Annotated in this window: 25 protein-coding genes and 1 tRNA gene; 19 read left to right on the top strand and 7 right to left on the bottom strand. The window is 70.1% G+C overall.

Annotation, left to right across the window (positions count from 1 at the left end; all coding sequences use genetic code 11):
* Positions 1-86 precede the first annotated feature (86 nt).
* Positions 87-755: a DUF1028 domain-containing protein gene (locus tag ABL310_RS16165; RefSeq protein WP_349368033.1), complete on the bottom strand. Its 669-nt coding sequence runs from the start codon at positions 753-755 to the stop codon at positions 87-89.
* 163 nt (positions 756-918) lie between these two features.
* Here ABL310_RS16165 and ABL310_RS16160 point away from each other — a divergent pair, with 163 nt between their 5' ends.
* From ABL310_RS16160 to ABL310_RS16145, 4 genes are all read left to right on the top strand, one after another.
* A complete protein-coding gene (locus ABL310_RS16160; protein ID WP_349368032.1) occupies positions 919-2496 on the top strand; it encodes an ABC transporter substrate-binding protein in 1578 nt (525 codons plus the stop codon).
* Between the two features lie 235 nt (positions 2497-2731).
* Positions 2732-3679, top strand: coding sequence for an ABC transporter permease (locus ABL310_RS16155; RefSeq protein WP_349368031.1), 948 nt, complete (start codon positions 2732-2734; stop codon positions 3677-3679).
* Positions 3676-5646, top strand: a complete 1971-nt coding sequence (locus ABL310_RS16150; protein WP_349368030.1) for a dipeptide/oligopeptide/nickel ABC transporter permease/ATP-binding protein — start codon at positions 3676-3678, stop codon at positions 5644-5646. The genes ABL310_RS16155 and ABL310_RS16150 overlap by 4 nt, the downstream gene beginning before the upstream one ends.
* On the top strand, positions 5643-6638 hold the full coding sequence (locus tag ABL310_RS16145; protein ID WP_349368029.1) for an oligopeptide/dipeptide ABC transporter ATP-binding protein: 996 nt from the start codon (positions 5643-5645) through the stop codon (positions 6636-6638). Before ABL310_RS16150 ends, ABL310_RS16145 begins: the two co-directional genes overlap by 4 nt.
* A 9-nt stretch (positions 6639-6647) precedes the next feature.
* On the opposite strand, the gene ABL310_RS16140 is transcribed toward ABL310_RS16145, so the two are convergent.
* The 5 genes from ABL310_RS16140 to ABL310_RS16120 all read right to left on the bottom strand — a co-directional run bounded on the left by ABL310_RS16140 (position 6648) and on the right by ABL310_RS16120 (position 12453).
* A protein-coding gene (locus tag ABL310_RS16140) for an IS630 family transposase (RefSeq protein ID WP_349368028.1) occupies positions 6648-7600 on the bottom strand; the annotation gives its coding sequence in 2 pieces (ribosomal slippage) (positions 6648-7258 and positions 7258-7600; 954 coding nt in all).
* Positions 7601-7769: 169 nt separating this feature from the next.
* Positions 7770-8722 (bottom strand): IS630 family transposase gene (locus ABL310_RS16135; protein ID WP_349368028.1). Its coding sequence is split into 2 segments (ribosomal slippage): positions 7770-8380 and positions 8380-8722, totalling 954 coding nucleotides; the frame shifts between segments, so codons are not numbered across the junction.
* 127 nt (positions 8723-8849) lie between these two features.
* A complete protein-coding gene (locus ABL310_RS16130; protein ID WP_349368027.1) occupies positions 8850-9875 on the bottom strand; it encodes a GSU2403 family nucleotidyltransferase fold protein in 1026 nt (341 codons plus the stop codon).
* Positions 9876-9949: 74 nt separating this feature from the next.
* Positions 9950-11254 carry a UDP-glucose/GDP-mannose dehydrogenase family protein gene (locus ABL310_RS16125; protein WP_349368026.1) on the bottom strand — a complete coding sequence of 435 codons (1305 nt, stop codon included), beginning with the start codon at positions 11252-11254 and terminating at the stop codon, positions 9950-9952.
* 173 nt (positions 11255-11427) lie between these two features.
* Complete coding sequence (locus ABL310_RS16120; protein WP_349368025.1) at positions 11428-12453, bottom strand: SDR family oxidoreductase; 1026 nt, start codon at positions 12451-12453, stop codon at positions 11428-11430.
* Positions 12454-12671: 218 nt separating this feature from the next.
* On the opposite strand from ABL310_RS16120, the gene ABL310_RS16115 reads away from it, so the two are divergent.
* Positions 12672-13154 carry an NUDIX hydrolase gene (locus ABL310_RS16115; RefSeq protein WP_349368024.1) on the top strand — a complete coding sequence of 161 codons (483 nt, stop codon included), beginning with the start codon at positions 12672-12674 and terminating at the stop codon, positions 13152-13154.
* A 44-nt stretch (positions 13155-13198) separates the two neighbouring features.
* Here the strand turns inward: ABL310_RS16115 and ABL310_RS16110 are convergent, their stop codons facing one another.
* The gene (locus ABL310_RS16110) at positions 13199-14047 is read right to left on the bottom strand and encodes a fumarylacetoacetate hydrolase family protein (protein WP_349368023.1); all 849 of its coding nucleotides are present in this window, start codon (positions 14045-14047) and stop codon (positions 13199-13201) included.
* A gap of 388 nt (positions 14048-14435) precedes the next feature.
* On the opposite strand from ABL310_RS16110, the gene ABL310_RS16105 reads away from it, so the two are divergent.
* The 14 genes from ABL310_RS16105 to ABL310_RS16040 all read left to right on the top strand — a co-directional run bounded on the left by ABL310_RS16105 (position 14436) and on the right by ABL310_RS16040 (position 25796).
* On the top strand, positions 14436-15764 hold the full coding sequence (locus tag ABL310_RS16105) for an outer membrane protein transport protein (RefSeq protein ID WP_349368022.1): 1329 nt from the start codon (positions 14436-14438) through the stop codon (positions 15762-15764).
* 109 nt (positions 15765-15873) lie between these two features.
* Positions 15874-16968 carry a tRNA preQ1(34) S-adenosylmethionine ribosyltransferase-isomerase QueA gene (gene queA / locus ABL310_RS16100; RefSeq protein ID WP_349368021.1) on the top strand — a complete coding sequence of 365 codons (1095 nt, stop codon included), beginning with the start codon at positions 15874-15876 and terminating at the stop codon, positions 16966-16968.
* Positions 16968-17549, top strand: a complete 582-nt coding sequence (locus ABL310_RS16095) for a hypothetical protein (protein WP_349368020.1) — start codon at positions 16968-16970, stop codon at positions 17547-17549. Before queA ends, ABL310_RS16095 begins: the two co-directional genes overlap by 1 nt.
* An 18-nt stretch (positions 17550-17567) precedes the next feature.
* Positions 17568-18161 carry a hypothetical protein gene (locus tag ABL310_RS16090; RefSeq protein WP_349368019.1) on the top strand — a complete coding sequence of 198 codons (594 nt, stop codon included), beginning with the start codon at positions 17568-17570 and terminating at the stop codon, positions 18159-18161.
* Positions 18158-19321, top strand: a complete 1164-nt coding sequence (gene tgt / locus ABL310_RS16085; RefSeq protein WP_349368018.1) for a tRNA guanosine(34) transglycosylase Tgt — start codon at positions 18158-18160, stop codon at positions 19319-19321. Before ABL310_RS16090 ends, tgt begins: the two co-directional genes overlap by 4 nt.
* Positions 19322-19387: 66 nt before the next feature.
* Entirely contained in the window at positions 19388-19654 is a 267-nt protein-coding gene (locus ABL310_RS16080; protein WP_349368017.1) for a hypothetical protein, read from the top strand.
* 11 nt (positions 19655-19665) lie between these two features.
* Positions 19666-19989 carry a type II toxin-antitoxin system RelE/ParE family toxin gene (locus ABL310_RS16075; protein WP_349368016.1) on the top strand — a complete coding sequence of 108 codons (324 nt, stop codon included), beginning with the start codon at positions 19666-19668 and terminating at the stop codon, positions 19987-19989.
* A 108-nt stretch (positions 19990-20097) separates the two neighbouring features.
* On the top strand, positions 20098-21132 hold the full coding sequence (plsX, locus tag ABL310_RS16070) for a phosphate acyltransferase PlsX (RefSeq protein WP_349368015.1): 1035 nt from the start codon (positions 20098-20100) through the stop codon (positions 21130-21132).
* 10 nt (positions 21133-21142) lie between these two features.
* Positions 21143-22120, top strand: a complete 978-nt coding sequence (locus ABL310_RS16065) for a beta-ketoacyl-ACP synthase III (protein WP_349368014.1) — start codon at positions 21143-21145, stop codon at positions 22118-22120.
* 93 nt (positions 22121-22213) lie between these two features.
* On the top strand, positions 22214-22528 hold the full coding sequence (locus ABL310_RS16060) for an integration host factor subunit alpha (RefSeq protein ID WP_349368013.1): 315 nt from the start codon (positions 22214-22216) through the stop codon (positions 22526-22528).
* A 46-nt stretch (positions 22529-22574) separates the two neighbouring features.
* Complete coding sequence (locus tag ABL310_RS16055) at positions 22575-23072, top strand: MerR family transcriptional regulator (protein ID WP_349368012.1); 498 nt, start codon at positions 22575-22577, stop codon at positions 23070-23072.
* Positions 23073-23146: 74 nt separating this feature from the next.
* Positions 23147-23224, top strand: a tRNA-Pro gene (locus tag ABL310_RS16050).
* Positions 23225-23867: 643 nt separating this feature from the next.
* The gene (locus tag ABL310_RS16045; RefSeq protein WP_349368011.1) at positions 23868-24338 is read left to right on the top strand and encodes a helix-turn-helix transcriptional regulator; all 471 of its coding nucleotides are present in this window, start codon (positions 23868-23870) and stop codon (positions 24336-24338) included.
* 279 nt (positions 24339-24617) lie between these two features.
* Positions 24618-25796: a glycosyltransferase gene (locus tag ABL310_RS16040; protein ID WP_349368010.1), complete on the top strand. Its 1179-nt coding sequence runs from the start codon at positions 24618-24620 to the stop codon at positions 25794-25796.

Raw genomic sequence — 25796 nt, 5'->3', positions numbered from 1 at the left:
AATCAGAACGCCCCGCCGCGGCCAAGCCGGAGTTTCGCAGAGGAATCCTACAGGGAAGGAAAGACGAGCGCCGCTCTTCGGCTGCCCTACGGCCCCCACCCGCGCCGCCAGGGATCGGCCAGCGTCGGCACGCCCGCCAGGAAGCGCTGGAAGGCCGGCTCCTGCGTCGCAGCGTGGATCGCGCGGAGCCTGGCGACAGGTTCGGCATCGTCGTCCGCCCGCAGGTCGAGGGGCGGGGCGGCGGGGTCGACGATGCGCACGGCCGCGGAGCGGTTGCCGCGCGCGTCGCCGCCGGCCGCGGCGCCGGCCTCGAGCGCCGCGAGCAGGCGCAGGACGAGCGGGCCCTCGGCGGCGCGGAACGCCTCCGTCACGCGCGCCGCGAGATCCGCGTGCGCCACCCAGTTCGCCGCGACGCACAGGCCCGGCTCCACCACGACGCAGCAGGCGTCCAGATTGTCCGCCCCGGTGAAGGCGGCGGCGCGGCCGGCCGCGTCCATCACCGCGAGCTGGCGGGCGTCGCGCCCGGCGTCGGCCTGCGTGAGCGCGGCGACGACCGTCTCCGGCTCCTCCCCCGCGGCGAGGCGCGCGAGCGCTTGCGGGCCGTAGAGCGGCGAGGTGTAGAGCCCCTGCGTCGCCACGACCCCGACCCCCGCCGCCGCGTGCGGGACGAAGCCGCCGACCACCGGCGTGCCGGTGGCCGTGGCCACGCCGAGCGCGCCGCTTTCGGGGTCTCGCGCGAGGATGGAATAGGTCACGGTGCGTCACCTCCCGGCCGGCCGCGCTTGATCCGCGCGAGCCTATCAGGATAGCGTTCCGCATCAATGGTCGCGTGGCGCAATCATCAGAAGCAATGCCGCGCGGTTACAGGGGGTTGAAATCCGGCCGCAGCAAGGCCGCAACAGACGAAGGGACCGCCCGATGCTCACTCGCCGCACCGGCCTTCTCGCGACGGCCGCCATCGCCGCGACGCTCGCCCTGGCGCCGGCCACGCCGCCGGCCCTCGCCCAGACGCCGCCGGGCGTCCTCGCCGTCGGGCAGATCGCCGAGCCGAAATCGCTCGATCCCGCCGCGGTGACCGCCGTCAACGACTTCCGCATCCTGGTCAACATGTACGACGGGCTGGTGCGCTTCCAGGACGGCTCGCTCGAGGTCGAGCCCTCGCTCGCCGAGAGCTGGGAGATCTCCGAGGACGGCACGGTCTACACGTTCGCCCTGCGCGAGGGCGTGACCTTCCACGACGGCACCCCGCTCGACGCCGAGGCGGTGAAGTTCCACTTCGAGCGCATGCTCGACGAGGAGCATCCCTATCACGACACCGGCCCCTTCCCGCTGTCCTTCTTCTTCTCGGCGATCGACACGGTCGAGGCGGTGGACGAGCGCACGGTGCGCTTCACGCTCAACGAGCCCTACGCGCCCTTCCTGTCGAACCTCGCCTATCCGACGGGGCTGATCGTGTCGCCCACGGCGGTGGCCGAGCACGGCGCCGATTTCGGGCGCAACCCCGTCGGCACCGGCGCCTTCCGGTTCGAGAGCTGGGACGCGAACACCGCCGTGGTGCTCACCCGCAATGAGGAGTACTGGGACGGCGCGCCGCCGCTGGAAGCCGTGATCTTCCGGCCGATCACCGACGCCAACACGCGCGTCGCGGAGATGCTGTCGGGCGGCATCGACGTGATGGTCGAGGTCCCGCCGGACGCGCTGGGCCAGTTCGCCGAGGGCGAGGACTTCCAGGTCTACGAGCAGGCCGGCCCGCACCTGTGGTTCCTCATCCTCAACACCAAGGAGCCGCCCTTCGACGACAAGCGCGTACGCCAGGCGGTGAACTACGCGATCGACAAGCAGGCGCTGGTCGAGAACGTGCTCCAGGGCACGGCCGAGGTCGCGGCGGGGCCAATCCCGCCGGCCTTCGCCTGGGCCTACAACGAGGAGCTCGAGCCCTATCCGCACGATCCGGAGCGCGCCCGCGAATTGCTGGCCGAGGCCGGCGTCGAGGACGCGACGCTGACCTTCTACGTCACCGAGGGCGGCTCGGGCATGCTCGATCCGGTGCCGATGGGCACGGCCATCCAGGCCGACCTCGAGGAGGTGGGGCTCGACGTCGAGATCGAGACCTACGAGTGGAACACCTTCCTCGCGCAGGTGAACCCCGGCCTCGAGGGCAAGGCCGACATGGCGCAGATGGCCTGGATGACGAACGACCCCGACACGCTGCCCTATCTCGCCCTGCGTACCGAGGCCATGCCGGACGAGGGCGGCTTCAATTCGGGCTACTACTCGAACCCGGAGGTGGACGCGCTCCTGGAGCAGGCCCGCACCGCCACCGACCAGGAGGAGCGCGCGCGTCTCTACAGGGAGATGCAGACGATCGTCCAGGAGGACGCGCCCTGGGTGTTCGTGGCGAACTGGAAGCAGAACGCGGTGACCTCCGACGCGGTCGGCGACTTCGCGCTCCAGCCGTCGTTCTTCCTGCTGCTGCACGACGTGACGAAGGAGTGAAGGCACGGCGCTGCCACGTGTCATCCCCGGCCGGAGCGCGCTTGCGCGCGTAGGGGAAGGGGACCCAGCGCGAGAACCTCGCGCCGAAGGCGCACCGTCGCCGCCGTCGAGGCGGCTGGTCGCCGCCATAGGAGCGGCTTCGCCGCAGCTTCCTGCGCTGGGTCCCCTTCCCGGGAACGCCTGTCGGCGTTCCCGCCGGGGATGACACGGTAGCGCCTCGCATCGAGCACCACGCATGCACCTCTACATCGCCAAGCGCCTGGCCGCCCTGGTCCCGATCCTCTTCGGGCTGACCCTCATCGTGTTCTTCATCATGGCGCTGATCCCGGGCGACCCGGCGCTGGCGATCCTGGGCGCCTACGCGACGCCCGAGAACGTGGCGCGTCTCAACGCGCAGCTCGGCCTCGACCAGCCGCTGCCGGTGCAATACCTCACCTGGCTCGGGAACCTGCTCCAGGGCGATCTCGGGCGCTCCTACTCGCTCAACCGCCCGGTCCTCGACGAGGTGCTGGAGCGGTTCTCGGCGACGCTGATCCTCGCCGGCGCGGCGCTCGTGCTGTGCACGATCTTCGGCCTCCTCGCCGGCATCGTCTCGGCGGTGCGCCAATACGGTCTCGCCGACAAGGCGGTGACGCTCCTCGTGCTGGTGGGCATCTCGATGCCGTCCTTCTGGCTCGGGCTCCTGCTGATCCTCGCCTTCGCGGTGGAGCTGCGCTGGCTGCCGGCGTCCGGCATGTACGCGATCTACGGCGGCGGGGACCTGCCCGACCTCCTGCGCCACCTGGTCCTGCCGGCCATGACGCTGGCCGCGGTCGCGACCGGGGTCGTCGCCCGCCTCACCCGCTCGGCGATGCTCGAGGTGCTGCGCCAGGACTACATCCGCACCGCCCGCGCCAAGGGCCTGCCCGAGCGGCGCGTGATCTACCGTCACGCCTTCAAGGCGGCGCTCGTCTCGATCATTCCCGTCATCGGCATCCAGGCGGGCTTCGTGCTCGGCGGGGCGGTCTACATCGAGACCGTGTTCCAGTGGCCCGGCATCGGGCGCATGCTGGTCCAGGCGATCTCGACGCGCGACATCCTGCTCGTCCAGGGCGGGGTGCTGGTGGTGGCGGCGAGCTACGTGCTGATCAACCTTCTCGTCGACGTGCTCCAGAGCCTCGTCGACCCGCGGGTGAAGGCATGAGGCCCGCCCCCGCCGCCGCGCCCGCGGCCGAAAAGCCGCCTCCGGGCAAGCCGAAGGGCCGCTCCTTCCTGCGGCTCCTGCTGCGCAACCGCCTCGCCGGCGTCGGCCTCGTCGTGCTGGCGCTCATCGTCGCGATCGCGATCCTCGCACCCGTCCTGCCGCTGGCGAACCCCAACGAGACCGCGCCGGCCAACCGCCTGCTGCCGCCGCTCTCGGAGGGGCATTGGCTCGGCACCGACGAGCTCGGCCGCGACCTGCTCTCGCGGCTGATCTGGGGCACGCGGCTCTCGCTCTTCATGGGCGTCGCGGCGACCCTGGTGGCCGCCCTCGTCGGCTCGACGATCGGGCTCGTCGCCGGCTATTTCGGCGGCAGGCTCGACAACGCGCTGATGCGCTCGATCGACATGCTGATGGCGTTTCCCTACATCCTGCTGGCGCTCGCCATCGTCGCCGTGCTCGGGCCGGGGCTGCTGAACGCCCTCTACGCGGTCGCCGTCGTCAACATCCCCTTCTTCGCCCGCAACATTCGCGGCGTGACGGTCGGCCTCGCCCACAAGGACTTCGTCGAATCCGCGCGCCTCGCCGGGATGGGCCACGGGCGCATCCTCGTCTCCGAGGTGCTGCCGAACGTCATGCCCGTGATCGTCATCACCATGTCGACCACGGTCGGCTGGATGATCCTGGAGACGGCGGGACTGTCCTTCCTCGGGCTCGGCTCGCAGCCGCCGCAGGCGGATCTCGGCTCGATCCTGGGCGAGGGCCGCAAGGTGATGCTCACCGCGCCGCACGTCACCACGATCGCGGGCGTGACGATCTTCCTCGTCGTGATGAGCATCAACCTCGTCGGCGACGGCGTGCGCGACGCGCTCGATCCGCGGCTCTCCGCCGGGGCGCTCGCCCGTCCGGCGCCGGTGACGCGCATCGCCAGACCCAAGACGAAGGACGCGGCGCGCCCGCCCGAGGGCGCGCCCGCGCTCGCGGTCGAGGACCTCGCCACCCGCTTCGAGGTGGGCGAGCGGATCTACGCCGCGGTGAACGGCGTCTCCTTCGCGATCCGCCGGGGCGAATGCCTCGGGCTCATCGGCGAGTCCGGCTCCGGCAAGTCGGTGACGGCGCTCTCGCTCCTCGGCCTCGTTCCCTCCCCGCCGGGCGTCATCCGCTCGGGACGGGTCTGGCACGGCGGCGAGGACGTGCTGTCGCTGCCGCGCGAGAAGCTGCGCTCCCTGCGCGGGGGCCGCATCTCCTACATCTTCCAGGACCCGCTCACGACGCTCCACCCGCTCTTCACGGTCGGCGACCAGATGGTCGAGGCGATCCGCGCGCACCGCCCCGCCTCGCACGCGGATGCCTGGGCGCAGGCGGTGCGGCTCCTCGAGCGCGTGCGCATCCCCGCCGCCGCGGACCGGGCGAACGCCTTGCCGCACGAGCTCTCCGGGGGCATGCGCCAGCGCGTCGCCATCGCCATGGCGCTCGCCAACGAGCCGGACCTGATCATCGCCGACGAGCCGACGACGGCGCTCGACGTCACGGTCCAGGCGCAGATCCTGGCGCTCCTCGACGAGCTGCGCCGCGAGCACGGGCTCGCGCTCCTGTTCATCACCCACGATTTCGGGGTCGTCTCGCAGCTCTGCGACCGGGTCGCCGTGATGTATGCCGGGAAGATCGTCGAGGAGGGGCCGACCCAGGCCGTGCTCGACACGCCGGCGCACCCTTACACGCGCCGTCTGATCGCCTGCGTGCCGATCCTCGGCTCGGGCAAGCGCCAGCTCGACGCCATTCCCGGCCTGCCCCCGGCGGTGGACCGCCTCCCCGACGGCTGCGCCTTCGCCCCGCGCTGCCCGCGCGCCACGGCCGCCTGCCGCGAGGGCGAGATCCCGCCGATCTCGGTCGCCGACGGGCGCGCGGCGCGCTGCCTCTACGCCCACGAGGTGGTGCGCGAGACGGCGGCGGAAGGGAGCCCGGCATGAGCGCGCCCGTTCTCGAGACCCACGGCCTCGGCAAGACCTTCGGCGGCGGGCGCCGGCTGTTCGGCGCGCGCAAGCCCACCGTCCAGGCGGTGCGGGACGTCTCGCTCGCGGTCGCGCCGGGCGAGACGCTGGGGATCGTCGGCGAATCCGGCTGCGGGAAATCCACCCTCGCGCGCATGCTGGTGGGGCTGATCCCGCCCTCCGCCGGCACGATCGCGCTCGAGGGCAAGCCCATCGGCGAGGCCGCGAAGGCCGGGCCCCGCGCCTTCGGGCGCACGATCCAGTACGTCTTCCAGGATCCCGCGAGCGCGCTCAACCCCCGCAAGACGATCCGCCAGATCCTGGAGGCGCCCCTCGTCCATCTCCTCGACCGCGACGCGCCGGCCCGGGCGATGCGCGTCGAGGAGCTGATGGACATCGTCTCGCTCAGGCCCGAATTCCTCCAGCGCTACCCGCACGAGTTCTCCGGCGGCCAAGCGCAGCGCATCGGCATCGCCCGCGCGCTCGCCGCGGAGCCGCGGATCGTCGTCCTCGACGAGCCGGTCTCGGCGCTGGACGTCTCGGTGCAGGCGCAGGTGCTGAACCTGCTCTCGGATCTGCGCGGGCGGCTCGGCCTCACCTACCTGTTCATCAGCCACGACCTCGCCGTGGTCGAGGCGATCGCCGAGCGGGTGGCGGTGATGTATTTCGGGCGCGTGGTGGAGACGGGGCCGGTGGAGCGCGTCTTCGCCGCCCCGCGCCATCCCTATACGCGCCTCCTGATCGACTCGGCGCCGACCGTCGGCGCCCGGGCCGCCGCCGCCGACGCGCCGCAGGCGGAGCTGCCGGACCCGACCCGCCCGCCGCCGGGCTGCGCCTTCGCCGGGCGCTGCCCGCGCGTGCAGGACGATTGCCGCGCGGCGCCGCCGCCCCTCGTCGATCTCGGAGGGGGCCAGGCGGCGGCGTGCCTGCATCCGCTTCCGGCGGAGAAAACGCGCACTATGGCGGGCTAGAGCAGATTCTCACCACTCGGGTTCATATCCTGCTGCGGTGAAGAAGTTCGCGCATTCCTCTGGCGGGAAGGCTTCGATGGCGTCGGCGACGGCGCTCCAGAGGGCGTCGCGCGTCCGGGCGGCGACCTTCCTGAGCAGGGCCTTCAGCTTGGCGAAGGCGTTCTCGATGGGGTTGAAGTCCGGGCTGTAGGGCGGCAGGAAGCGCAGCTCGGCTCCGGCCGCCTCGATGGCCTCGCGCACGGCGGGGGTCTTGTGGCTGGCGAGGTTGTCCATGATCACCACGTCGCCGGGGCTCAGCGTCGGAACCAGGACCTGCTGGACGTAGGCGAGGAAGCTCGCCGCGTTGATCGCGCCGTCGATCAGCATCGGCGCGTCGATCCCGCCGATCCTGAGCCCGGCCACGAAGGTCGTGGTGCGCCAATGGCCGTGAGGGATGCCGGCGCGCAGGCGCTCGCCTTCGGGGGCGCGGCCCCGCAACCGCGCCATCTTGGTGTTGAGCCAGGTCTCGTCGATGAAGATCAGCCGCTGCGGGTCGAGCTCGGGCTGCTCCTCGAACCAGGCCTCGCGGGCCGCGGCGACGTCGGCGCGGTCCTGCTCGCTGGCGTGGCCGGACTTTTTTTGAACGTCAGGCCGTGGCGGCCGAAGAAGCGGTGCACCGTCGAGGGCGCGAAGCGCTCGCCGTGCTCGCGCTCGAGCCGCTCGGCGATCTCGACGAGGGTGAGATCCGGCGCCTCCTCCACCATCGCGAGGATGACCGGGCCGAGCGCCTCGATCCGCCCGGACCGCGTGTCGCCGCCTTGCGCCCGCGGCGCGACCGAGCCCGTCTCGCGCCGAAGGTTGAACCACTTCACCGCCGCGGACGGCGCGATCCCGAAGCGGTCCGCCGCGGCCCGGCGGCTCATGCCGGCATCGACCGCAGCGAGGACGCGCTGCCTCAGATCCATCGAGAGGGGCTTCGTCATGGCGGCTGGCCTCCTCCGCCAGCCTCTACCGTGAATCACGAACTGGCCTCGAAGGGAATCCCCCGCGCGATTCCATCAGGAAGCGATCTGCTCTAGGGCATCATCCCACCAAGTGGAATCCGGTTGGTGGACGAGATGATGCTCCACTGAGGAACGCTAGAGCAGATTCTCACCACTCGGGTTCATATCCTGCTGCGGTGAAGAAGTTCGCGCATTCCTCTGGCGGGAAGGCTTCGATGGCGTCGGCGACGGCGCTCCAGAGGGCGTCGCGCGTCCGGGCGGCGACCTTCCTGAGCAGGGCCTTCAGCTTGGCGAAGGCGTTCTCGATGGGGTTGAAGTCCGGGCTGTAGGGCGGCAGGAAGCGCAGCTCGGCTCCGGCCGCCTCGATGGCCTCGCGCACGGCGGGGGTCTTGTGGCTGGCGAGGTTGTCCATGATCACCACGTCGCCGGGGCTCAGCGTCGGAACCAGGACCTGCTGGACGTAGGCGAGGAAGCTCGCCGCGTTGATCGCGCCGTCGATCAGCATCGGCGCGTCGATCCCGCCGATCCTGAGCCCGGCCACGAAGGTCGTGGTGCGCCAATGGCCGTGAGGGATGCCGGCGCGCAGGCGCTCGCCTTCGGGGGCGCGGCCCCGCAACCGCGCCATCTTGGTGTTGAGCCAGGTCTCGTCGATGAAGATCAGCCGCTGCGGGTCGAGCTCGGGCTGCTCCTCGAACCAGGCCTCGCGGGCCGCGGCGACGTCGGCGCGGTCCTGCTCGCTGGCGTGGCCGGACTTTTTTTGAACGTCAGGCCGTGGCGGCCGAAGAAGCGGTGCACCGTCGAGGGCGCGAAGCGCTCGCCGTGCTCGCGCTCGAGCCGCTCGGCGATCTCGACGAGGGTGAGATCCGGCGCCTCCTCCACCATCGCGAGGATGACCGGGCCGAGCGCCTCGATCCGCCCGGACCGCGTGTCGCCGCCTTGCGCCCGCGGCGCGACCGAGCCCGTCTCGCGCCGAAGGTTGAACCACTTCACCGCCGCGGACGGCGCGATCCCGAAGCGGTCCGCCGCGGCCCGGCGGCTCATGCCGGCATCGACCGCAGCGAGGACGCGCTGCCTCAGATCCATCGAGAGGGGCTTCGTCATGGCGGCTGGCCTCCTCCGCCAGCCTCTACCGTGAATCACGAACTGGCCTCGAAGGGAATCCCCCGCGCGATTCCATCAGGAAGCGATCTGCTCTAGAGCGCCGACCTGATCTCATCAGGTCGGCGCTCTAGGGCAAGGCCTCGAGCAGCGCGCGAAGGTCGGGCGCGCGTTCCAACGCACGGCCGAGACGCTCCCGCCAGCGCGGGCCGCGCGCGAGGGCGTCGCGATAGGCCTCGGCGAGCTCGTCGGGCCGATCCTCCGCGAGGGCACGCATCAGGAAACGCGCCTGCAGCACGTCCTTGGTGGACTTCGCCGCATCGGGCCCGCCCAGGCGGCGATCCGCCACGATCAGCTTGTGCACGGCGAACCGTTCCGGCCTCGGGATCTGGACGAGGACGCCGCTGCGGTAGAGAACGGCGGCCGGGATCGGCTCGGCGATCAGGTAGCCGAGATAGTGCAGCGCCTGCGCGTCCACCCCGAGCGCGGCGAGCGGGCGGCGGCCCTCCTCGGCGCCGAAGGCCGGCGTCAGGAACTCGACGAGCTGGGCGCCGCGCGCCTGACGCCAGCGCCAGACCCGTCCCGACTTCAGCGCGGGCACGGGGGCGAATTGGAAATCGCGCAGCACCTGGAGCAGAGGCGGCGCGGCGACGTCCTCGAGGGCGAGCGACAGCCGCTCGAAGCTGGCGATGTCGATGTCGTTCGTCTGCGCCGCGGCGTCGACGGCGTAGCGGACGCCGAGCTCGCCCTCGTAGAGCCGGAAGGCGTGCGTGCCTGCGATCGTGCCGCCGAGCCGGAAGACGCCGGACGACGCCATCGCCGCCAGAAGGCTGCCGGCACCGGCGTCCACGCTCATGAAGCCCTCGCCACGCAGGATGCGCACGAGCCGCGTGCGCTCGCGCCGGCGGGCGTCGCGGTCGTCGGCGAGGTCTCGATGCCGTTCGATGCGCGCGCGCAGCTCGGAGGTATCCTCGCCGACATAGCGCTTCAGGACGGAGCCGCCGACCCGGTAGCTGTCGTACCAATAGCCGCGGCCGTTCCGCTCGACGCGCGACGGCGTCCCGCGGAAATCCGCCGCCGCCTCGTCGAGCAGCGAGGCGACGAGATCGCGATAGGCCACATGGGCGAGTGGCGAATGGCGTCGGACGGGGCTCACCGCGCTATGCTCAACAAAAAAGATTTTTGTTGAGCATAGGGGCGCGGGCGTCCCGGATCAACCGATCGCCGCGCTCACACCCGCCCGATGCTGGCGTAGGCGAAGCCCGCCTCGCGGATTTCCTCGGGGCGGTAGACGTTGCGCAGGTCGACGAGCACTGGAGTGGTCATGATGCGCTTGAGCCGCTTCAGGTCGAGGGCGCGGAAGGCGTCCCACTCCGTCACCAGCACGAGCGCATCCGCGCCCTCGGCGCAGGCATAGGCGCTCTCGGCGTACTCGACGCCGTCGAGCACCTTGCGCGCCTGCTCCATGCCCTCGGGATCGTAGGCGACGACGGAAGCGCCGCCGTCCTGGAGCGCGGTGGCGATGGCGATGGAGGGGGCATCGCGCATGTCGTCGGTGTTGGGCTTGAAGGTGAGCCCGAGCAGCGCGATGCGCTTGCCGCGCACCGAGCCGCCGCAGGCGGCGACGACCTTGCGGCCCATGGCGCGCTTGCGCTGGTCGTTCACCGCCGCCACCGTCTCGACGATGCGCACGGGGCACTCGGCGTCCTGCGCGGTCTTGATCAGGGCGAGCGTGTCCTTGGGAAAGCACGAGCCGCCGTAGCCCGGGCCGGCATGCAGGAACTTCGAGCCGATGCGGTTGTCGAGCCCGATGCCCCGGGCGACGTCCTGCACGTTCGCGCCGACCTTCTCGCAGAGATCCGCGATCTCGTTGATGAACGTGATCTTGGTCGCGAGGAAGGCGTTGGCGGCGTACTTGGTCAGCTCGGCCGTGCGCCGGGAGGTGACGAGGATCGGCGCCTGGTTGAGGTAGAGCGGGCGGTAGAGCTCGCGCATGACATCGGCGGCGCGCGCGTCCTCGGCGCCGACGACGATGCGGTCGGGGCGCTTGAAGTCGGAGATCGCCGCACCCTCGCGCAGGAATTCCGGGTTGGAGACGACGGCGAACTCAGCGTCAGGACGCTCCTCGCGGATGATGCGCTCGACCTCGTCGCCGGTGCCGACCGGCACGGTCGACTTGGTGACGATCACCGTGTAGCCGGTCATGGCGCGGGCGATCTCGCGGGCCGCGGCGTGGACGTAGGAGAGATCGGCGTGGCCGTCGCCGCGGCGCGAGGGGGTGCCCACCGCGATGAAGACCGCTTCCGCATCGGCGACGGCGGGCGCCAGGTCCGTCCCGAAGGCGAGCCGGCGCTGCTCGACGTTGCGGCGCACGAGGTCCTCGAGCCCGGGCTCGTAGATCGGCATGCGTCCGGCCTCGAGGGCTTCGATCTTCGCCGGGTCCTTGTCGATGCAGCAGACATCGTGGCCGAAATCGGCGAAGCAGGCCCCGGAGACGAGGCCGACGTAGCCGGAGCCGATCATGGCGACGCGCATGGCGGATTGCCTTTCCTGACGTGGCGCGGGAGCGGGGCGACCAAAGCCCAGCGCATGAGCTGCGTCGTGATTATGGGCCGAGAGCCGTTAAGGCAATCGGAACACGTCGGTCGGCTCCCGAGCCGGCTCACGGTGATGGCTCGCGAATCACGACGCGACGATGACGACGCCCCTCAACGCCGCCCGGCGCGGCCGAGAACGAGCCCGATCCCGGCGGCGACGGCGGCGGTCGCCAGCGCGGTCCCGATCCGGGTCTCGGGCCCGGGCAGCCGCAGGGCCGAGCCCTTCGACTGGCGTGTGAAGGGCCCGCGGACGCGATGCATGGCGCGGCCGGCGGAGCGGTAGAGGTTTCCCTCGGGCGGGATCGCGCGGCGGTCGGCATCGGGACGCATCTGCCCCTCCACGGCGTTGCGGGCGAGATAGCGGTCGGCGAGGCCCGGCGCCAGCGCGTTGCCGATGATCGCGGTGGCGGTGACGCCGCCGAGCCACCAGGAGCGCTCCGGCGCGTGCACGGCGTGGACGATCGCGTCCGCCGCCGCCTCGGGCTCGTAGACCGGGCCGGAGGGCCGCGGCGAGCGCGGCAGGCGCGAGCGGGCCCAGTCGAATTGCGGGGTGTTGACGCCGGGCAGGTGGACCTCGCTCACCGCGATGTCGACGTCGTCGTGCCGCAACTCGGCGCGCAGCGAATCCGAGAAGCCGACGACGGCGTGCTTGGCCGCGCAATAGGCGCTCTGCAGCGGGATTCCGCGATAGGCGAGCGCGGAGCCGACCTGGATGATGATCCCGCGTCCGCGCGGACGCATGGAGCGCAGGGCGGCGAGCGTGCCGTGCACGGCGCCGAGGTAGGTCACCTCCGTGACGCGGCGGTACTCGTCCGGCTGCATCTCGTGGACCGGCGAGAACACGGTGACCATGGCGTCGTTGATCCACACGTCGAGCGGACCGAACGCGCGCTCGAGCGCCTCGGCGGCACGGAACACGGCCTCGGCGTCAGCGACGTCGCAGGGCAGCGGCAGCGCCTCGCCGCCGCGGGCGCGGACCTCGCGGGCGACGTCCTCCAGCGCGCCGCCGTCGCGGGCGATCAGGCCGATCCGCGCGCCCTCGTGGGCGAGGCGGAGCGCGGTCGCGCGCCCGATCCCCGCGGACGCTCCGGTGAGCATCACCACCCGTCCCCGCAGGTCCTGCAATCCGCCGCGCATGCGTCGCTCTCCTCGTCGTCGTGAACCGGCTTCGCTTCCGACAATGAGGAGCGGCGACACCCGTTCCCGGCGATGCGCGACGGCCGTCGCCGAGGGATCCGGGAGTCGCGGTGTTTCACGTTTTTGAGAGACGGATGCGCGGAGCATGATAGCCTCTTCGGTCCCGTGTTCCGCGGCGTAGCGTTGCGGATCGAGGACACACGCCCTACGTGAGTACCATGAAGAAAAACGAAAACACACCGGAGGAACCGCGCAAGCAATGCGCGGCGCTGCCGTTCCGCATCGACGATGCGGGACGTATCGAGGTTCTGCTCGTCACCTCGCGCGAGACGCGCCGCTGGGTGATCCCGAAAGGATGGCCGATCCGCAAGCTGCGCCCGAGCGAGACCGCCGCGCGCGAAGCCTACGAGGAGGCCGGGCTCGCCGGCTCGGTATCGAGGGAGCCCTACGGCGTCTACACCTACGAGAAGCGCCTCAAGTCGCGCGCCTTCGTGCCGTGCGCGGTGGACGTGTTCCTGATGGAGGTCGCCAAGGAGCAGAAGCGCTGGCCCGAGCGCGACGAGCGCGAGCGCCGCTGGTTCGATCCGCAGACCGCGGCCGAGCTCGTGGACGAGCCGGAGCTTTCCGATCTCATCGCCGCGCTGCCGGACCGCCTGGCCGGCGAGGTAACGCCCTGCCGGCGAAAAGCCGTCGGCGGCTGAGCGGGCGCGGGCCTCGGCGCCCGCGCCGCGCGGCGCGCAGGGTCTCAGCCCGGGAAGGCGCGCACGCGCTGCTGCTGCTGCCCGAGCTTCTCGATGCCGAGCCGCATCACGTCGCCGTCCTTGACGAAGCGCGGGGGCTTCATGCCGAGGCCGACGCCGGGCGGCGTGCCGGTGGTGATGACGTCGCCGGGCTCGAGCGCCATGAAGTGGGAGATGTAGGAGACGAGCTGGGCGCAGGAGAAGATCATCGTCGTGGTCGAGCCCGTCTGCATGCGCTCGCCGTTCACGTCGAGGAACATCGACAGCGCCTGCACGTCGCCGACCTCGTCGGGCGTGACGAGCCACGGGCCCAGGGGGCCGAAGGTGGGCGCGCTCTTGCCCTTCATCCACTGCCCGCCGCGCTCCATCTGGAATTCGCGCTCGGAGACGTCGTTGCAGACGCAGTAGCCGGCGACGTAGTCGAGCGCCTCGTTGGCGGCGACGTAGTGCGCGCGCTCGCCGACGACGATCGCGAGCTCCACCTCCCAGTCGGTCTTCTGCGAGCCCTTGGGCAGGACCACGTCGTCGTTCGGGCCGACGATGCAGGACGGCGCCTTCGAGAACAGGATCGGCTCGGCCGGGATCGGCGCGCCGGTCTCCGCGGCGTGATCGGCGTAGTTGAGGCCGACCGCGATGAAGTGCCCGACGTCGCCGACGCAGGGGCCGAGCCGCACGCCTTCGGGCGCTTTCGGCAGGCTCGCCGGATCGAGCTTGGCGATGGCGGCGAGGCTCGCCCGCGACAGGGCCGGACCGGAGAGGTCCGCGATCTCTCCCGACAAGTCCCTTATCGTCCCGTCCGGACCGACGAGCCCAGGGCGCTCCTCGCCCGCCGAACCGTACCGCACCAGCTTCATGCCGACATCCTCCCGCTCGTTCTTTCGCGCGCGAGTGTGGCCGTGCGGGGCCGTGCTGGCAACCGCGCGGGGACGCGCGGGCCGGATTGGCGGGGAGCGCAGTTCTGTTGCCGGCGCGCAACAGACGTATAAATTGTATTGCCCCTCGAGGGGTCGCATGCGCGAGCAAAGCCCGCAGGCGTCCAGGAATTTTTGGACAGGGTCCGAACCAAGCCTCTACAGGACATGAGAAAACCCGTCATGCGAGGCAGCGGCCGCGGCGCGCCCCGCGCCCGCTGCCGTCGCAGCGCGACTCGGTCCTTTTGGTTGCAAGCGGCCGTCGGTCCTGGAAAGATGGTTCACGTGTGAACGACGAATCGACATGCCAGAACACATCCGGGAAACGCCCATGTCCTTCCTTCGACAGGCCCTCGTCCTCGCCTCCGTCTCCGCCGTCGCGCTGGGCGCGGCCGGCTCCGCCGAGGCGAGCTCCTTCTCGCTGCGCTCCGGCCAGAGCGCCCAGGGCCTCGGCATGGCGTTCGCCGGCGCGGCCTCCGGCGGCATCGGGCTCGGCGCCATGGCGTGGAACCCGGCGACGATCACGCTCTTCCCGGGTCGCAACAGCCAGCTGAACGCGACCTACATCCTGCCGCGGGCGGAGTACGAGGTGACGGATCCGGTCACGCTCGCGCCTCTGCCGCTCTTGCCCGGCGTCGTCGCCGGCACGGGCAACATCGGCGGCAACGGCGCCTTCGTTCCGGCCTCCTACACGAACTTCACGGTCGGCGACCTGACCCTCGGCTGGTCGACGGGCGCGCCCTACGGGCTTTCCTCGAAGCCGGAGAGCCAGGACTATCTCGGGCAGGTCTACAACCGCTCCGCGTCGGTTCGGACGCTCAACTTCGCACCGACGATCGGCTGGCGCGTCAACGACTGGCTGGCGCTCGGCGCCGCCGTGCAGATCCAGTATCTCGACATCTCCCTCAAGCGCGCCTCCGGCGTCCAGGCCGGCGCGCCGCCGGTCATCCTGGAGGGCGACGATCTCGCCGTCGGCTTCCGCGTCGGCGCCGTGCTCACCCCCTGGGAGGGTGCGACGATCGGTGTCGGCTATCGCTCGGCCTTCGAGCACGACCTCGAGGGCTCGCTCGCGCGGCCGGGCCAGCCGACGCTGCCGATCAACGCGCGCCTGCACCTGCCGGATTCGATCACGGTCGGCTACTCGCAGGTCCTGAACGATCGCTGGACCGTCCACCTCGGCGGCGAGTGGACGAACTGGAGCGTCTTCGACAACATCCCGGTGAACGTCACCGGCACCCCGATCACGGCGACGACGCTGAACTTCGAGTACGACGACAGCATCTACATCGCCGCCGGCGCCGAGTACGCCTGGAACGACAGGCTGACGCTTCGTGCGGGCCTCGCCTACGAGTGGTCGGCCGTCTCCGATCGTGTGCGCAACGTCATCATCTCCGACAACGACCGTCTCTGGGTGTCCGCTGGTGTCGGCTTCCAGGCCACGCCGCAGCTTCGGATCGACGCCTCCTACTCGCATCTCTTCGTGAAGGACGCGCCGATCGACCTCTCGGCGACGTCGGGCAATCCGTCCTTCGATCCGGCGGTCCCGGTCACCTACCGCGCAGTGGCCGAGCCCTCCATCGACATCGTGTCCGTCTCGCTGACCTATCGCTGGGACCGTCCGTCGAGCCCGGCGCCGACGCAGGGCGTCTTCAAGCCCTGACGTGCGACCCGGGCGACGTCCGCGCGCGACCAAGCCCGCCCTCGACCACGCCCGCGCTTGACCGCGCGGGCGTGCGGCGGCACAAGTCGCCGCCTGTCGAGGAGGGGCCATGCGCGTCGACGAATTCGACTTCGAGCTGCCGGACGATCGCATCGCCCTGCGCCCGGCCGAGCCGCGCGACTCCGCGCGGCTCCTGGTCGTCCGTCCCGGCGAGGGCCTGGAGGATCGCGTCGTGCGGGACCTCCCCGAAATCCTGCGCCCCGGCGACGTCCTCGTCCTCAACGACACCAAGGTCATCCCGGCGCGCCTCCACGCCCGCCGTCGGCGCGGCGAGGCGGTGGCCGGGGTCGAGATCCTGCTGCACAAGCGCGAGGGCGGCCGGCGCTGGCGGGCCTTCGCCCGTCCGGCGAAGAAGCTCGTCGTCGGCGATCCGCTGGTCTTCGGCGACGCGGCGTCCGAGTACGGCATGCTCGAGGCGATCGTCGCGGAGAAAGGGGAGGGCGGCGAGGTCGCGCTCGACTTCGCCCTCGCCGGCCCCGATCTCGACCTCGCCGTCGCCCGCATCGGCGAGATGCCGCTGCCGCCCTACATCGCCGGCCGACGCGCCGCCGACGAGCGGGACCTCGCGGACTACCAGACGATCTACGCCCGAGAGGCCGGGGCCGTCGCCGCGCCCACGGCCGGGCTCCACTTCACAGACGCGCTCTTCCGCCGCCTCGCCGCGCGTGGGATCGACACGCGTTTCGTCACCCTCCACGTCGGCGCGGGCACCTTCCTGCCGGTGAAGGCGCAGGACACGACCGAGCACCGCATGCATTCCGAGTGGGGCACGATCACCGCCGAGACGGCGCAGGCGCTGAACGCCGCCCGGGCCCGGGGCGGGCGCGTCGTCGCGGTCGGCACGACCTCGCTGCGCCTGCTCGAGAGCGCGGTTCGCGAGGACGGGACCATCCCGCCCTTCTCGGGCGATACCGACATCTTCATCACGCCGGGCTACCGCTTCCGCGCGGTCGACGTGCTGATGACGAACTTCCACCTGCCGCGCTCCACCCTGATGATGCTGGTCTCCGCCTTCTCCGGCCTCGACACCATGCGCGCGGCCTACCGCCACGCCATCGAGACCGGCTACCGCTTCTATTCCTTCGGCGATTCGAGCCTGCTGTTCCGCGCCGAGGGCGAGACTGGCCACTACGGGGCAAGGTGATGGTCCAGACAGACCTCTTTGGCCATCCTGTTGCGGATCAAGTCTCACAAGAAGGCGAGTATGTTGTCGCCCTTTGTGATGCGGATCGCGAGGGCCGCATTTCCCGATGTGAGTGGCTGATGCGGCACGTGCCAAGCTACGAAGGAATATTGACGGATGAAGAAGATGCCTTGATGTTGCATGAGCTTATCGATTGCTTCATATTGAGGCAGTATGTTTCATGCATTATTTTGGCAGACTCTATACTTGAGCGGCATCTGCATAACATTTTACTCAGACGGGGTGTGCGCAAGAATGGAGGATTTGGGCAGATCATTAAGGCGCTTGAGAAGATCGACACCCCAATTTCGCCACTTCTCCCTAAAATTTCTCACCTCCACAAAGTGAGGGTGAACTTCTCTCACCAGAAGGATGCGCTTCACCCCTACCGGCTTTTCCGGAGATCTGTTGCCGAGCGTACGCACGTCGCACTCCTGCTGGAACGAGATGCGCGAGACGCCGTGACGCTGGCGTACAATGTCATGATCAGACTTCCTAAGGAATTCGCGACCCTGGTCGAAGCGCTTGGAGGTGAACGGTGAAGCTGCAAGACGCCCTCTATGACGGCTGAAGCTGTGCCCGACCTCTTCGGCCATCCCGCCGCGCCGCCGCCGCCCCGCGACGTCGATCTCGACTACGCGCTCGTCTCCCACGCGAGCGACGACGCGGCGGTGCTGCGCCGCGCCGACTGGGTCGCGCGCCATATCGGTCCGCCGCCGCCGGGGCTCGGCGCCTACGACCTCACCGCCTATCGCGAGCTCGTCTCGGCCTACGTGTCGGGCCGGCACATGAGCTGCGTGCTCCTCGCCAGCAGCGTGATCGAGCGCCATCTCACGCTGATGCACCGGGTCGTGGGGCGGCGCTGGCGCGGCTCGCTCGAGGAGAAGGTCGAGCGCCTGCGCGAGCTCGATACGCCGATCGGCTTTCTGCAGCCGAAGCTGCGCGGCATCGTGGCGGCGCGGCGCAGTCTCGGCGCGGACATCGCCGCATCGGTCCCGGCGCGGACGCGGGAGGACGGGACCGAGGCCTGGGAGCGGCGCCTCGAGCGCGAGGCCGAGGCCGCCCTGCCGGTCGCGATCTTCGTGATGACGCGCCTGCCGGCGCATCTCTGCCGGACGGCCATCGGCCGCGCTACGGCGAAAGGACAGCCATGAGCGAGGAATTCCTCTTCACCGTCGCCGCCCAGGACGGCGCCGCGCGCTCCGGCGAGGTGCGCATGCCCCGCGGCGTGATCCGCACGCCGGCCTTCATGCCGGTGGGAACGGCCGCGACCGTGAAGGCGATGTATCCCGACCAGGTGAAGGCGCTCGGCGCCGACGTCGTGCTCGGCAACACCTATCACCTGATGCTGCGCCCAACCGCCGAGCGTATCGCCAAGCTCGGCGGGCTGCATGCCTTCATGAACTGGCCGTACCCGATCCTCACCGATTCCGGCGGCTTCCAGGTCATGTCGCTCGCGGGGCTGCGCAAGCTCGACCAGGACGGCGTCACCTTCCAGTCCCACATCGACGGATCGACCCACCGGCTGACCCCGGAGCGCTCGATCGAGATCCAGGGCCTGCTCGGCTCCGACATCCAGATGCAGCTCGACGAGTGCGTGAAGCTGCCCAACACCGACGAGGCCGTCGAGAAGGCGATGCGCCTCTCCCTGCGCTGGGCCGAGCGCTGCCGGATCGCCTTCGGCGAGCAGCCGGGCCGGGCGATGTTCGGCATCGTCCAGGGCGGGGCGAACGAGGCGCTTCGCGTCGAGAGCGCGAAGGAGCTCGTGCAGCTCGACCTGAAGGGCTACGCCATCGGCGGCCTCGCGGTCGGCGAGCCGCAGGACGTCATGCTGGCGATGATCGAGACGGTGGAGCCGCACCTGCCCGCGGCGAAGCCGCGCTACCTGATGGGGGTCGGCACGCCCGACGACATCGTCGAGGCCGTGCGCCGGGGCGTCGACATGTTCGACTGCGTGATGCCCACCCGCGCCGGCCGCCACGGGATGGCCTTCACCCGCGCGGGCCGCCTCAACCTGAAGAACGCCAAGTACGCCGAGGACCCGCGTCCGCTCGATCCCGGCTCGAAATGCGAGGCGGCGACCGCCTATTCACGGGCCTACCTGCACCATCTCGTGCGCTCGAACGAGATTCTCGCGATGATGCTGCTCACCTGGAACAATCTCGCCTACTACCAGGACCTGATGGCCGGGCTGCGCCGGGCCATCCGCGAGAAGCGGCTGGAGGATTTCGTCGCCGAGACCAAGGAGGGCTGGGCGAAGGGGGCGGCGGACGATGGGGCGGAGCCGGTCGGGGACGGCGGGGCGGTGGAGTAGGTCGCACGGTCGCTTGCCGCGCGCGGGGCGGTGCGGTATGACATGATCATACCGATGGAGTGCGAGATGACCGTCAAGACGACGTTGAGCTTTACCGAGCGCCACCATCGATTCCTGATGGAGCAGGTCGAGAACGGTGTTTTCGCGACGGCGAGCGCCGGCGTTGCGGCCGCGATCGAGGAGATGATGCGTGCCGAGGAGGAGCGTCGGCTCAGGCTCTCCGCCTATGCGGAGCTCATCCGGGAGCGGGCGGCGACCCCGCTCGACGAGTACGTAGACGAGGAAGACGTCTTCGGACCGGCCTTTGCAGCGATCGAGGCTGCGCGGAAGTGAAGTCGTATCGCGTGCGGTACCACGAGAAGGTCGCGGAGGATCTGAGCGGTATCGCCTTGCGGCTTCTCGATTATGCCGGTCCGAATTCCGCGTTTCGCATCGTGGAGGAACTGCGGAAAGTCGCGCGGGGGCTCCGGCATGTTCCGCACCGTGGATCGATCCGATCGGAGGTGATGCCCGGCCTGCGCGCGATTCCGGCTTCGAACGAGGGCGTGATCGTGTTCACCGTCCTCGACGAGCGACGCGAGGTTTTCATCCACCACATCTCCTACGGCGGGGCAGACTGGCAGGATCGCGTCATCGAACGGCCGTACGGCGATCTGTCAAGCGGGTGACCCGGTCCTCGCGCCCGCAAGGAGATTTCGGTTGCGGCGGGCGAACGGGTCGCTATGTTCCGGGCTCTTTTCGCCCTCCGACGCAACCAGGAAAGCCACGACGCCGCGATGACCAAGACGATCCGGATCTCGCTCGACGCCATGGGCGGCGACCACGGCCCGTCCGTGGTGGTGCCCGGCGCCGCGCTCGCGCTGGAGCGGCACCCGGACATGCGCTTCGTCATGGTCGGCGACGAGGCGCAGGTCGGGCCTATTCTCGATGCCCATCCCAAGCTGAAGGACGCGACCGAGCTGCGCCACGCCGCGGTCTCGGTGAAGATGGACGACAAGCCGAGCCAGGCGCTTCGGGTCGGTCGCTACAAGTCCTCCATGTGGCTCGCGCTCCAGGCGGTGCGCGACGGCGACGCCCAGGCCTGCGTCTCGGCCGGCAATACCGGCGCCCTGATGGCGATGGCGATGTTCTGCCTCAAGACCATGCCGCAGGTGGACCGTCCGGCCATCGCCGCGATCTGGCCGACCGTGAAGGGCGAATCCATCGTGCTCGACGTCGGCGCCTCGATCGGCGCGGACGCGAGCCACTACGTCAATCTCGCGGTGCTCGGCGCGGCCATGGCGCGCATCGTCTTCGACGTGGAGCGCCCGGTGGTGGGCCTGCTCAACGTGGGCCGCGAGGAGATCAAGGGCATCGAGGCCGTGAAGGAGGCCTCGCGCATGCTGCGGGAGGCGGACTTCCCGGGCATGGCCTACCACGGCTTCGTCGAGGGCGACGACATCGGCAAGGGCACGGTGGACGTCGTCGTCACCGAGGGCTTCACCGGCAACATCGCGCTCAAGACCGCCGAGGGCACGGCCAAGCAGCTCGGCGAATACCTGCGCGGCGCGATGAGCCGAACCCTGATGGCGAAGATCGGTTATCTCTTCGCGAGGAGCGCCTTCGACGCGCTCAAGGCGAAGATGGACCCGAGCCGGTCCAACGGCGGCGTCTTCCTCGGGCTCGAGGGCGTCGTGATCAAGAGCCATGGCGGCGCCGACGCCAAGGCCGTGGCCGCGGCGATCGACATCGCTTACGACATGGCCCATTTCGACCTGATGCGCACCATCAGGGACATGCTAGACCAGACGCCGGCGGTTCCGTCGGCGTGAGGATGAGATCGTGACGAAGCTGCGTTCCGTCGTGAGGGGCTGCGGCTCCTACCTTCCCCCGAAGATGGTGCCGAACGCCGAGCTCGAAGGCGTGGTCGAGACGACGGACGAGTGGATCGTCCAGCGCACCGGCATCCGCCAGCGCCATATCGCCGCCGAGGACGAGACGACCTCGGTGCTGGGCATCGCCGCCGCGAAGGCGGCTCTCGCGGATGCGGGGATGACGGCGGACGACATCGATCTCATCGTCTGCGCCACCTCGACGCCCGATCACACCTTTCCCTCGACGGCGACCATGATCCAGGCCGGGCTCGGCATGCATCACGGCGCGGCCTTCGACGTGCAGGCGGTGTGCACGGGCTTCGTCTACGCCGTCTCGATCGCGGACAAGTTCCTGTCGACGGGTTCGGCCCGGCGCGCGCTGGTCGTGGGCGCGGAGACCTTCTCGCGCATTCTCGATTGGTCGGACCGGACCACCTGCGTGCTCTTCGGCGACGGCGCCGGCGCGATCGTGCTCGAGGCGCAGGAGGGCGCGGGCACGAGCGCCGATCGCGGCGTGCTGACGACGCAGCTGCGCTCCGACGGCCGCTACAAGGAGAAGCTCTACGTCTCCGGCGGGCCGGGCTCGACCAAGACCACCGGCCATCTGCGCATGGAGGGCCGCGAGGTCTTCCGCTTCGCCGTCGGCATGGTGACCGACGTGGTGGAGGCGGCCTTCGAGGCGACCGGCACGACCGCGGAGGAGCTCGACTGGTTCGTGCCCCATCAGGCCAACAAGCGCATCATCGACGCGTCCGCCGACAAGCTCGGCATCGCGCGGGAGAAGGTGGTGATCACGGTCGACCGCCACGGCAACACGTCGGCCGCCTCGATTCCGCTCGCGCTCGACGCCGCGGTGAAGGACGGGCGCATCAAGCAGGGCGAGCTCGTCATGCTGGAGGCGATCGGCGGGGGCTTCACCTGGGGATCTGCTCTCATCCGTTGGTAGGAGTGTCGGGGGTTCGGCCCCGTGCGGAGTTGATTCACGGCGCGCCATTGCCTAGCGTTTGCGCGCCGATGCGGCGGTACGAGGGGGCTTGCCATGGCGGGACGGACGGTGACGCGCGCGGATCTGTGCGAGGCGGTGTACCAACGCGTCGGCCTCTCGCGCACGGAATCGGCCGAGCTGGTCGAATCGGTCCTCGCCGAGATCTGCGACTGCCTCGAGCGCGGGGAGACGGTGAAGCTGTCCTCCTTCGGCTCGTTCGTGGTGCGCGAGAAGGGCGAGCGCGTCGGCCGCAACCCGAAGACCGGCGTCGAGGTGCCGATCGAGCCGCGGCGCGTCATGGTGTTCAAGCCGTCCAACGTGCTCAAGGCGCGCATCAACGGCGAGACGGTGAAGGACGGCGAGGACTGAGCGTCGATCGGCGCCGCGCGCCGCGCCACCCCGAAGGAGGGGCGTGATGGACAAGGGACCCCAGGCCTTCCGCACGATCAGCGAGGTCGCGGACGATCTCGACCTGCCCCAGCACGTCCTGCGCTTCTGGGAAACGAAATTCGCCCAGATCAAGCCGCTCAAGCGCGGCGGCGGCCGGCGCTTCTACCGGCCCGAGGACGTCGATCTCCTGCGCGGCATCCGCCACCTGCTCTACGGCGAGGGCTACACGATCAAGGGCGTGCAGCGCCTGCTCAAGAGCCAGGGCGTGCGCTTCGTCGCGGCGGTGGGCCGCGGCGAGGCCAAGGTCGAGCCCTCCCTCACCGGCGAGAGCGCAGGCACGGACGCCGAGCGCGGCGAGGACACGGCGGAGGAGGCCGCCTTCGCCAAGGATCGCGCCGACGACGACGATCGCCTGTCGCTCCTCTCCGACGACGCCGCACGAGCGCTGCGCGGGGCCCTCGACGAGCTCGTCGAGTGCGAGCGGCTCCTCTCCGCCCTCCGGGAGCCGGCCGAGGGCGGATGAGAGGGCTTTTCCGCGCGCGGGCGCCGGTTCGGGCTTGCGTCGGCCGGCGCGAGAGGCTATCTCCCTCCTCACGTCGGAGCGTAGCGCAGCCCGGTTAGCGCACTTGTCTGGGGGACAAGGGGTCGTGGGTTCAAATCCCGCCGCTCCGACCATTTTTCCGCAACATCGATGAGCGTCCGCCGGTGAGGCCGTCTCGCGCCTGTCCGGCTTTCCGCGTACGCCTGCTGATTCGGTTTCGCGCGCGCGGCCGCGACGAGCGGCCTCCAATTGTCGATAGGCGCCACGCCAGCGAATTCGGGTCGATTCCGGACTTGCCTTACGGGCCCGTCCATTAAATAGATGTTTGCGACCGGTAATCGTTTATATCAACGCTAGGTCAGCGGCGTACAAAGGAAATCGATGTCGGCGAGCTATCTTCGCGGGCAGGCTATACCATCGGGCGGAGTATCGTGATGGTGGGCATGACTCCGATGAGACGCAGAGGGCGAGGCCCTGCACGCGCCGGTGATCGCCTTGCTACTTTTGCGAGAGTGCTTTCAGGATACACGCAAAACAGACTCCTGGGTCGAAAAAAGACCGAAGTACACGTTTTTAGTTTGACACGCGAAGATTGCTGCTTCAAATGCTGTCGTAGACGTTTTCGGAAACCCGGCATCCACCCCTGCGCGCGCCGTACCAGCGCGGGTCGGGGCCCGATGGGTCTGAAAGCGTGCACGGCGCACGCGGGCGTTCGGTCGCCCGTCGCGTCGGAGGAAGCCAGTGCGCGGCGTCGCGCCTCACGGGGGAGTAGCCACGATGGGTGATGAGCCGAAGGTGGACACGAAGAAGCATCCGACCGAGATCGACCGCGAGATCGGCCGGCGAATGAAGGCGCGTCGCGCCGAGCTCGGGCTGAACCAGCAGATGCTCGCGCAACAGATCGGCGTGTCTTACCAGCAGGTCCAGAAATACGAGAACGGGACCGACCGTGTCGGCGCGAGACGTCTCTACGCCATCGCCAACGCCTTGCGTTGCGAGATCGGCGAGTTCTTCGATCCGTATCCCGCCCACCTGCGCGAGAGCGGCGCGGCCTACGAGGTGGGGCTCGACGCGCAGCGCCTGCTCGCGACCGACGACGGGCGCGCGCTGGTGCGAGCCTTCCTGTCGATCGACGACACGGCCGTGCGCCGGAAGTTCGTCGAGCTCGCCGGGGCGCTCGCGGACGGGGTTCGGCGTCCGAGCTTCGTGCGGCGCGTGCGCCGGCCTTCGAGCCGCGGCGGCGCCTGATCCGCGCGGCGAGGCGTCGCTCTAACAAATGCGAAGAAAGCCGTTGCCCCATTCGGAACTGCGGCCTATCGTTGGCCGTGCGCCTGTGGGGGCGTACATCGAGAGCACCTCGAAGCCCGTCGACCTCGTGTCGGCGGGCTTTTTTTCTCGCGCGCCCGACTCGGGCCTCCTGAAGGGAATGGCAAGACTTCCGCTGTAGAAAGCCGCGTCGACGGTTCGCGGGCGTCTCGCCGCGCCGCGCCTCGAAAGGGGACGCGGCGGCGCCCGAACGGAGGGCTCATGAGCGCGCAACGACCCGGCCTCGTGCTGGTGATGGACGGCGACTTCGTCCGCAACGGTCCGCATCCGGCCTCGCGGCGGTTCGGCTACACGCAGTTCCTCTTCCGCTACGCCGACGTCTTCGAGGACGTACGCGTGCTCGCACGCGTGAAGGAGGAGGAGGATGCCAAGGCCGAGCGCGCCGACGGGCCGGGGGTCTCCATGCTGTCGCTGGCCTATACCCGGAACATCGGCCTCTTCCTGCGCCAGCTCGTCAAGGTCGCCGGGCTCGCCCGCAAGATCGGGCCCGAGGACGCCGTGATCCTGCGCGTCCCGGGCTTCTTTCCCCTCGTCTTCGGCCTGATGCTGATCGCGCGCCGCACGCCCTATGCGGTCGAGGTGATGGCCGACCCGGCGCTGACCTATTCGAAGAATTCCTACAACGTCCGCGGCCGGGTGCTGCTGAAGCTCGTCATGGTCGCGCTGACGAAGCTCGTCTGCCGCAAGGCGCGCTGGTCGTCCTACGTCACCGCCAAGGCCCTGCAGGACGCCTATCCGCCGGCGCGCGACGCCCTCGCGACGAACTACACGACGCTCAACCTGCCGCGGTCCTTCGTGCGGCAGCAGCCGCGGGAGCGCCGCGATTCGGACACGCTACGGCTCGTGCAGGTCGGCGTCATGCAGAAGCACATCAAGGGCCAGGACATCATGATTCGCGCCGTGGCGCTCCTGAAGGCGGCGGGCGTACCCTGCACGCTCGATTTCGTCGGCGACGGCGAGAACCGCCGCGTCTTCGAGGCCATGGCCGAGGCGCACGGCGTCGCCGACCGGATCGCCTTCGGCGGCTTCGCCTCCTGGGGCGACGAGCTGATGGCGCGCCTCGACGCGGCGGACGTCTTCGTCCTGCCGTCGCGCCAGGAAGGGCTGCCGCGGGCGCTCATCGAGGCCTCGGCGCGCGGGCTCGTCTGCTACGCGAGCGACCTGCCCGGCAATCGCGAGCTCGTCGAGGGCGAGCACGTCGTCAGCCCCAACACGCCCGAGGCCTGGGCGGCCGCGCTCGGCCGCGCCCACGCGCTCCAGGGCGAGGCCTATCGGGCCCTGAGCGCGGCGAGCCTCGCCGTGGCCGAGGCCTACGTCGCCGACGTGGTGCATCCCAAGCGCCTCGCCTTCTATCGCGCCGTCGCCGGCGCCGACGCCTGA

The sequence above is a fragment of the Salinarimonas sp. genome (assembly GCF_040111675.1).
Lineage (GTDB): Bacteria > Pseudomonadota > Alphaproteobacteria > Rhizobiales > Beijerinckiaceae > Salinarimonas.
Note: the sequence above shows the minus strand (reverse complement) of the source record. Positions and strands in the feature narration are given on the sequence as shown.

Excerpts from the sequence above, each read along its gene's own strand:
- queA (WP_349368021.1), top strand. The coding sequence starts at position 15,874 with ATGCGCGTCGACGAATTCGACTTCGAGCTGCCGGACGATCGCATCGCC.
- tgt (WP_349368018.1), top strand. The coding sequence starts at position 18,158 with ATGAGCGAGGAATTCCTCTTCACCGTCGCCGCCCAGGACGGCGCCGCG.
- ABL310_RS16160 (WP_349368032.1), top strand. The coding sequence starts at position 919 with ATGCTCACTCGCCGCACCGGCCTTCTCGCGACGGCCGCCATCGCCGCG.
- ABL310_RS16060 (WP_349368013.1), top strand. The coding sequence starts at position 22,214 with ATGGCGGGACGGACGGTGACGCGCGCGGATCTGTGCGAGGCGGTGTAC.
- ABL310_RS16040 (WP_349368010.1), top strand. The coding sequence starts at position 24,618 with ATGAGCGCGCAACGACCCGGCCTCGTGCTGGTGATGGACGGCGACTTC.
- ABL310_RS16095 (WP_349368020.1), top strand. The coding sequence starts at position 16,968 with ATGGTCCAGACAGACCTCTTTGGCCATCCTGTTGCGGATCAAGTCTCA.
- ABL310_RS16110 (WP_349368023.1), bottom strand. The coding sequence starts at position 14,047 with ATGAAGCTGGTGCGGTACGGTTCGGCGGGCGAGGAGCGCCCTGGGCTC.
- ABL310_RS16090 (WP_349368019.1), top strand. The coding sequence starts at position 17,568 with ATGACGGCTGAAGCTGTGCCCGACCTCTTCGGCCATCCCGCCGCGCCG.
- ABL310_RS16120 (WP_349368025.1), bottom strand. The coding sequence starts at position 12,453 with ATGCGCGGCGGATTGCAGGACCTGCGGGGACGGGTGGTGATGCTCACC.
- ABL310_RS16045 (WP_349368011.1), top strand. The coding sequence starts at position 23,868 with ATGGGTGATGAGCCGAAGGTGGACACGAAGAAGCATCCGACCGAGATC.
- ABL310_RS16080 (WP_349368017.1), top strand. The coding sequence starts at position 19,388 with ATGACCGTCAAGACGACGTTGAGCTTTACCGAGCGCCACCATCGATTC.
- ABL310_RS16125 (WP_349368026.1), bottom strand. The coding sequence starts at position 11,254 with ATGCGCGTCGCCATGATCGGCTCCGGCTACGTCGGCCTCGTCTCCGGG.
- ABL310_RS16105 (WP_349368022.1), top strand. The coding sequence starts at position 14,436 with ATGTCCTTCCTTCGACAGGCCCTCGTCCTCGCCTCCGTCTCCGCCGTC.
- ABL310_RS16145 (WP_349368029.1), top strand. The coding sequence starts at position 5,643 with ATGAGCGCGCCCGTTCTCGAGACCCACGGCCTCGGCAAGACCTTCGGC.
- ABL310_RS16115 (WP_349368024.1), top strand. The coding sequence starts at position 12,672 with ATGAAGAAAAACGAAAACACACCGGAGGAACCGCGCAAGCAATGCGCG.
- plsX (WP_349368015.1), top strand. The coding sequence starts at position 20,098 with ATGACCAAGACGATCCGGATCTCGCTCGACGCCATGGGCGGCGACCAC.
- ABL310_RS16055 (WP_349368012.1), top strand. The coding sequence starts at position 22,575 with ATGGACAAGGGACCCCAGGCCTTCCGCACGATCAGCGAGGTCGCGGAC.
- ABL310_RS16155 (WP_349368031.1), top strand. The coding sequence starts at position 2,732 with ATGCACCTCTACATCGCCAAGCGCCTGGCCGCCCTGGTCCCGATCCTC.
- ABL310_RS16150 (WP_349368030.1), top strand. The coding sequence starts at position 3,676 with ATGAGGCCCGCCCCCGCCGCCGCGCCCGCGGCCGAAAAGCCGCCTCCG.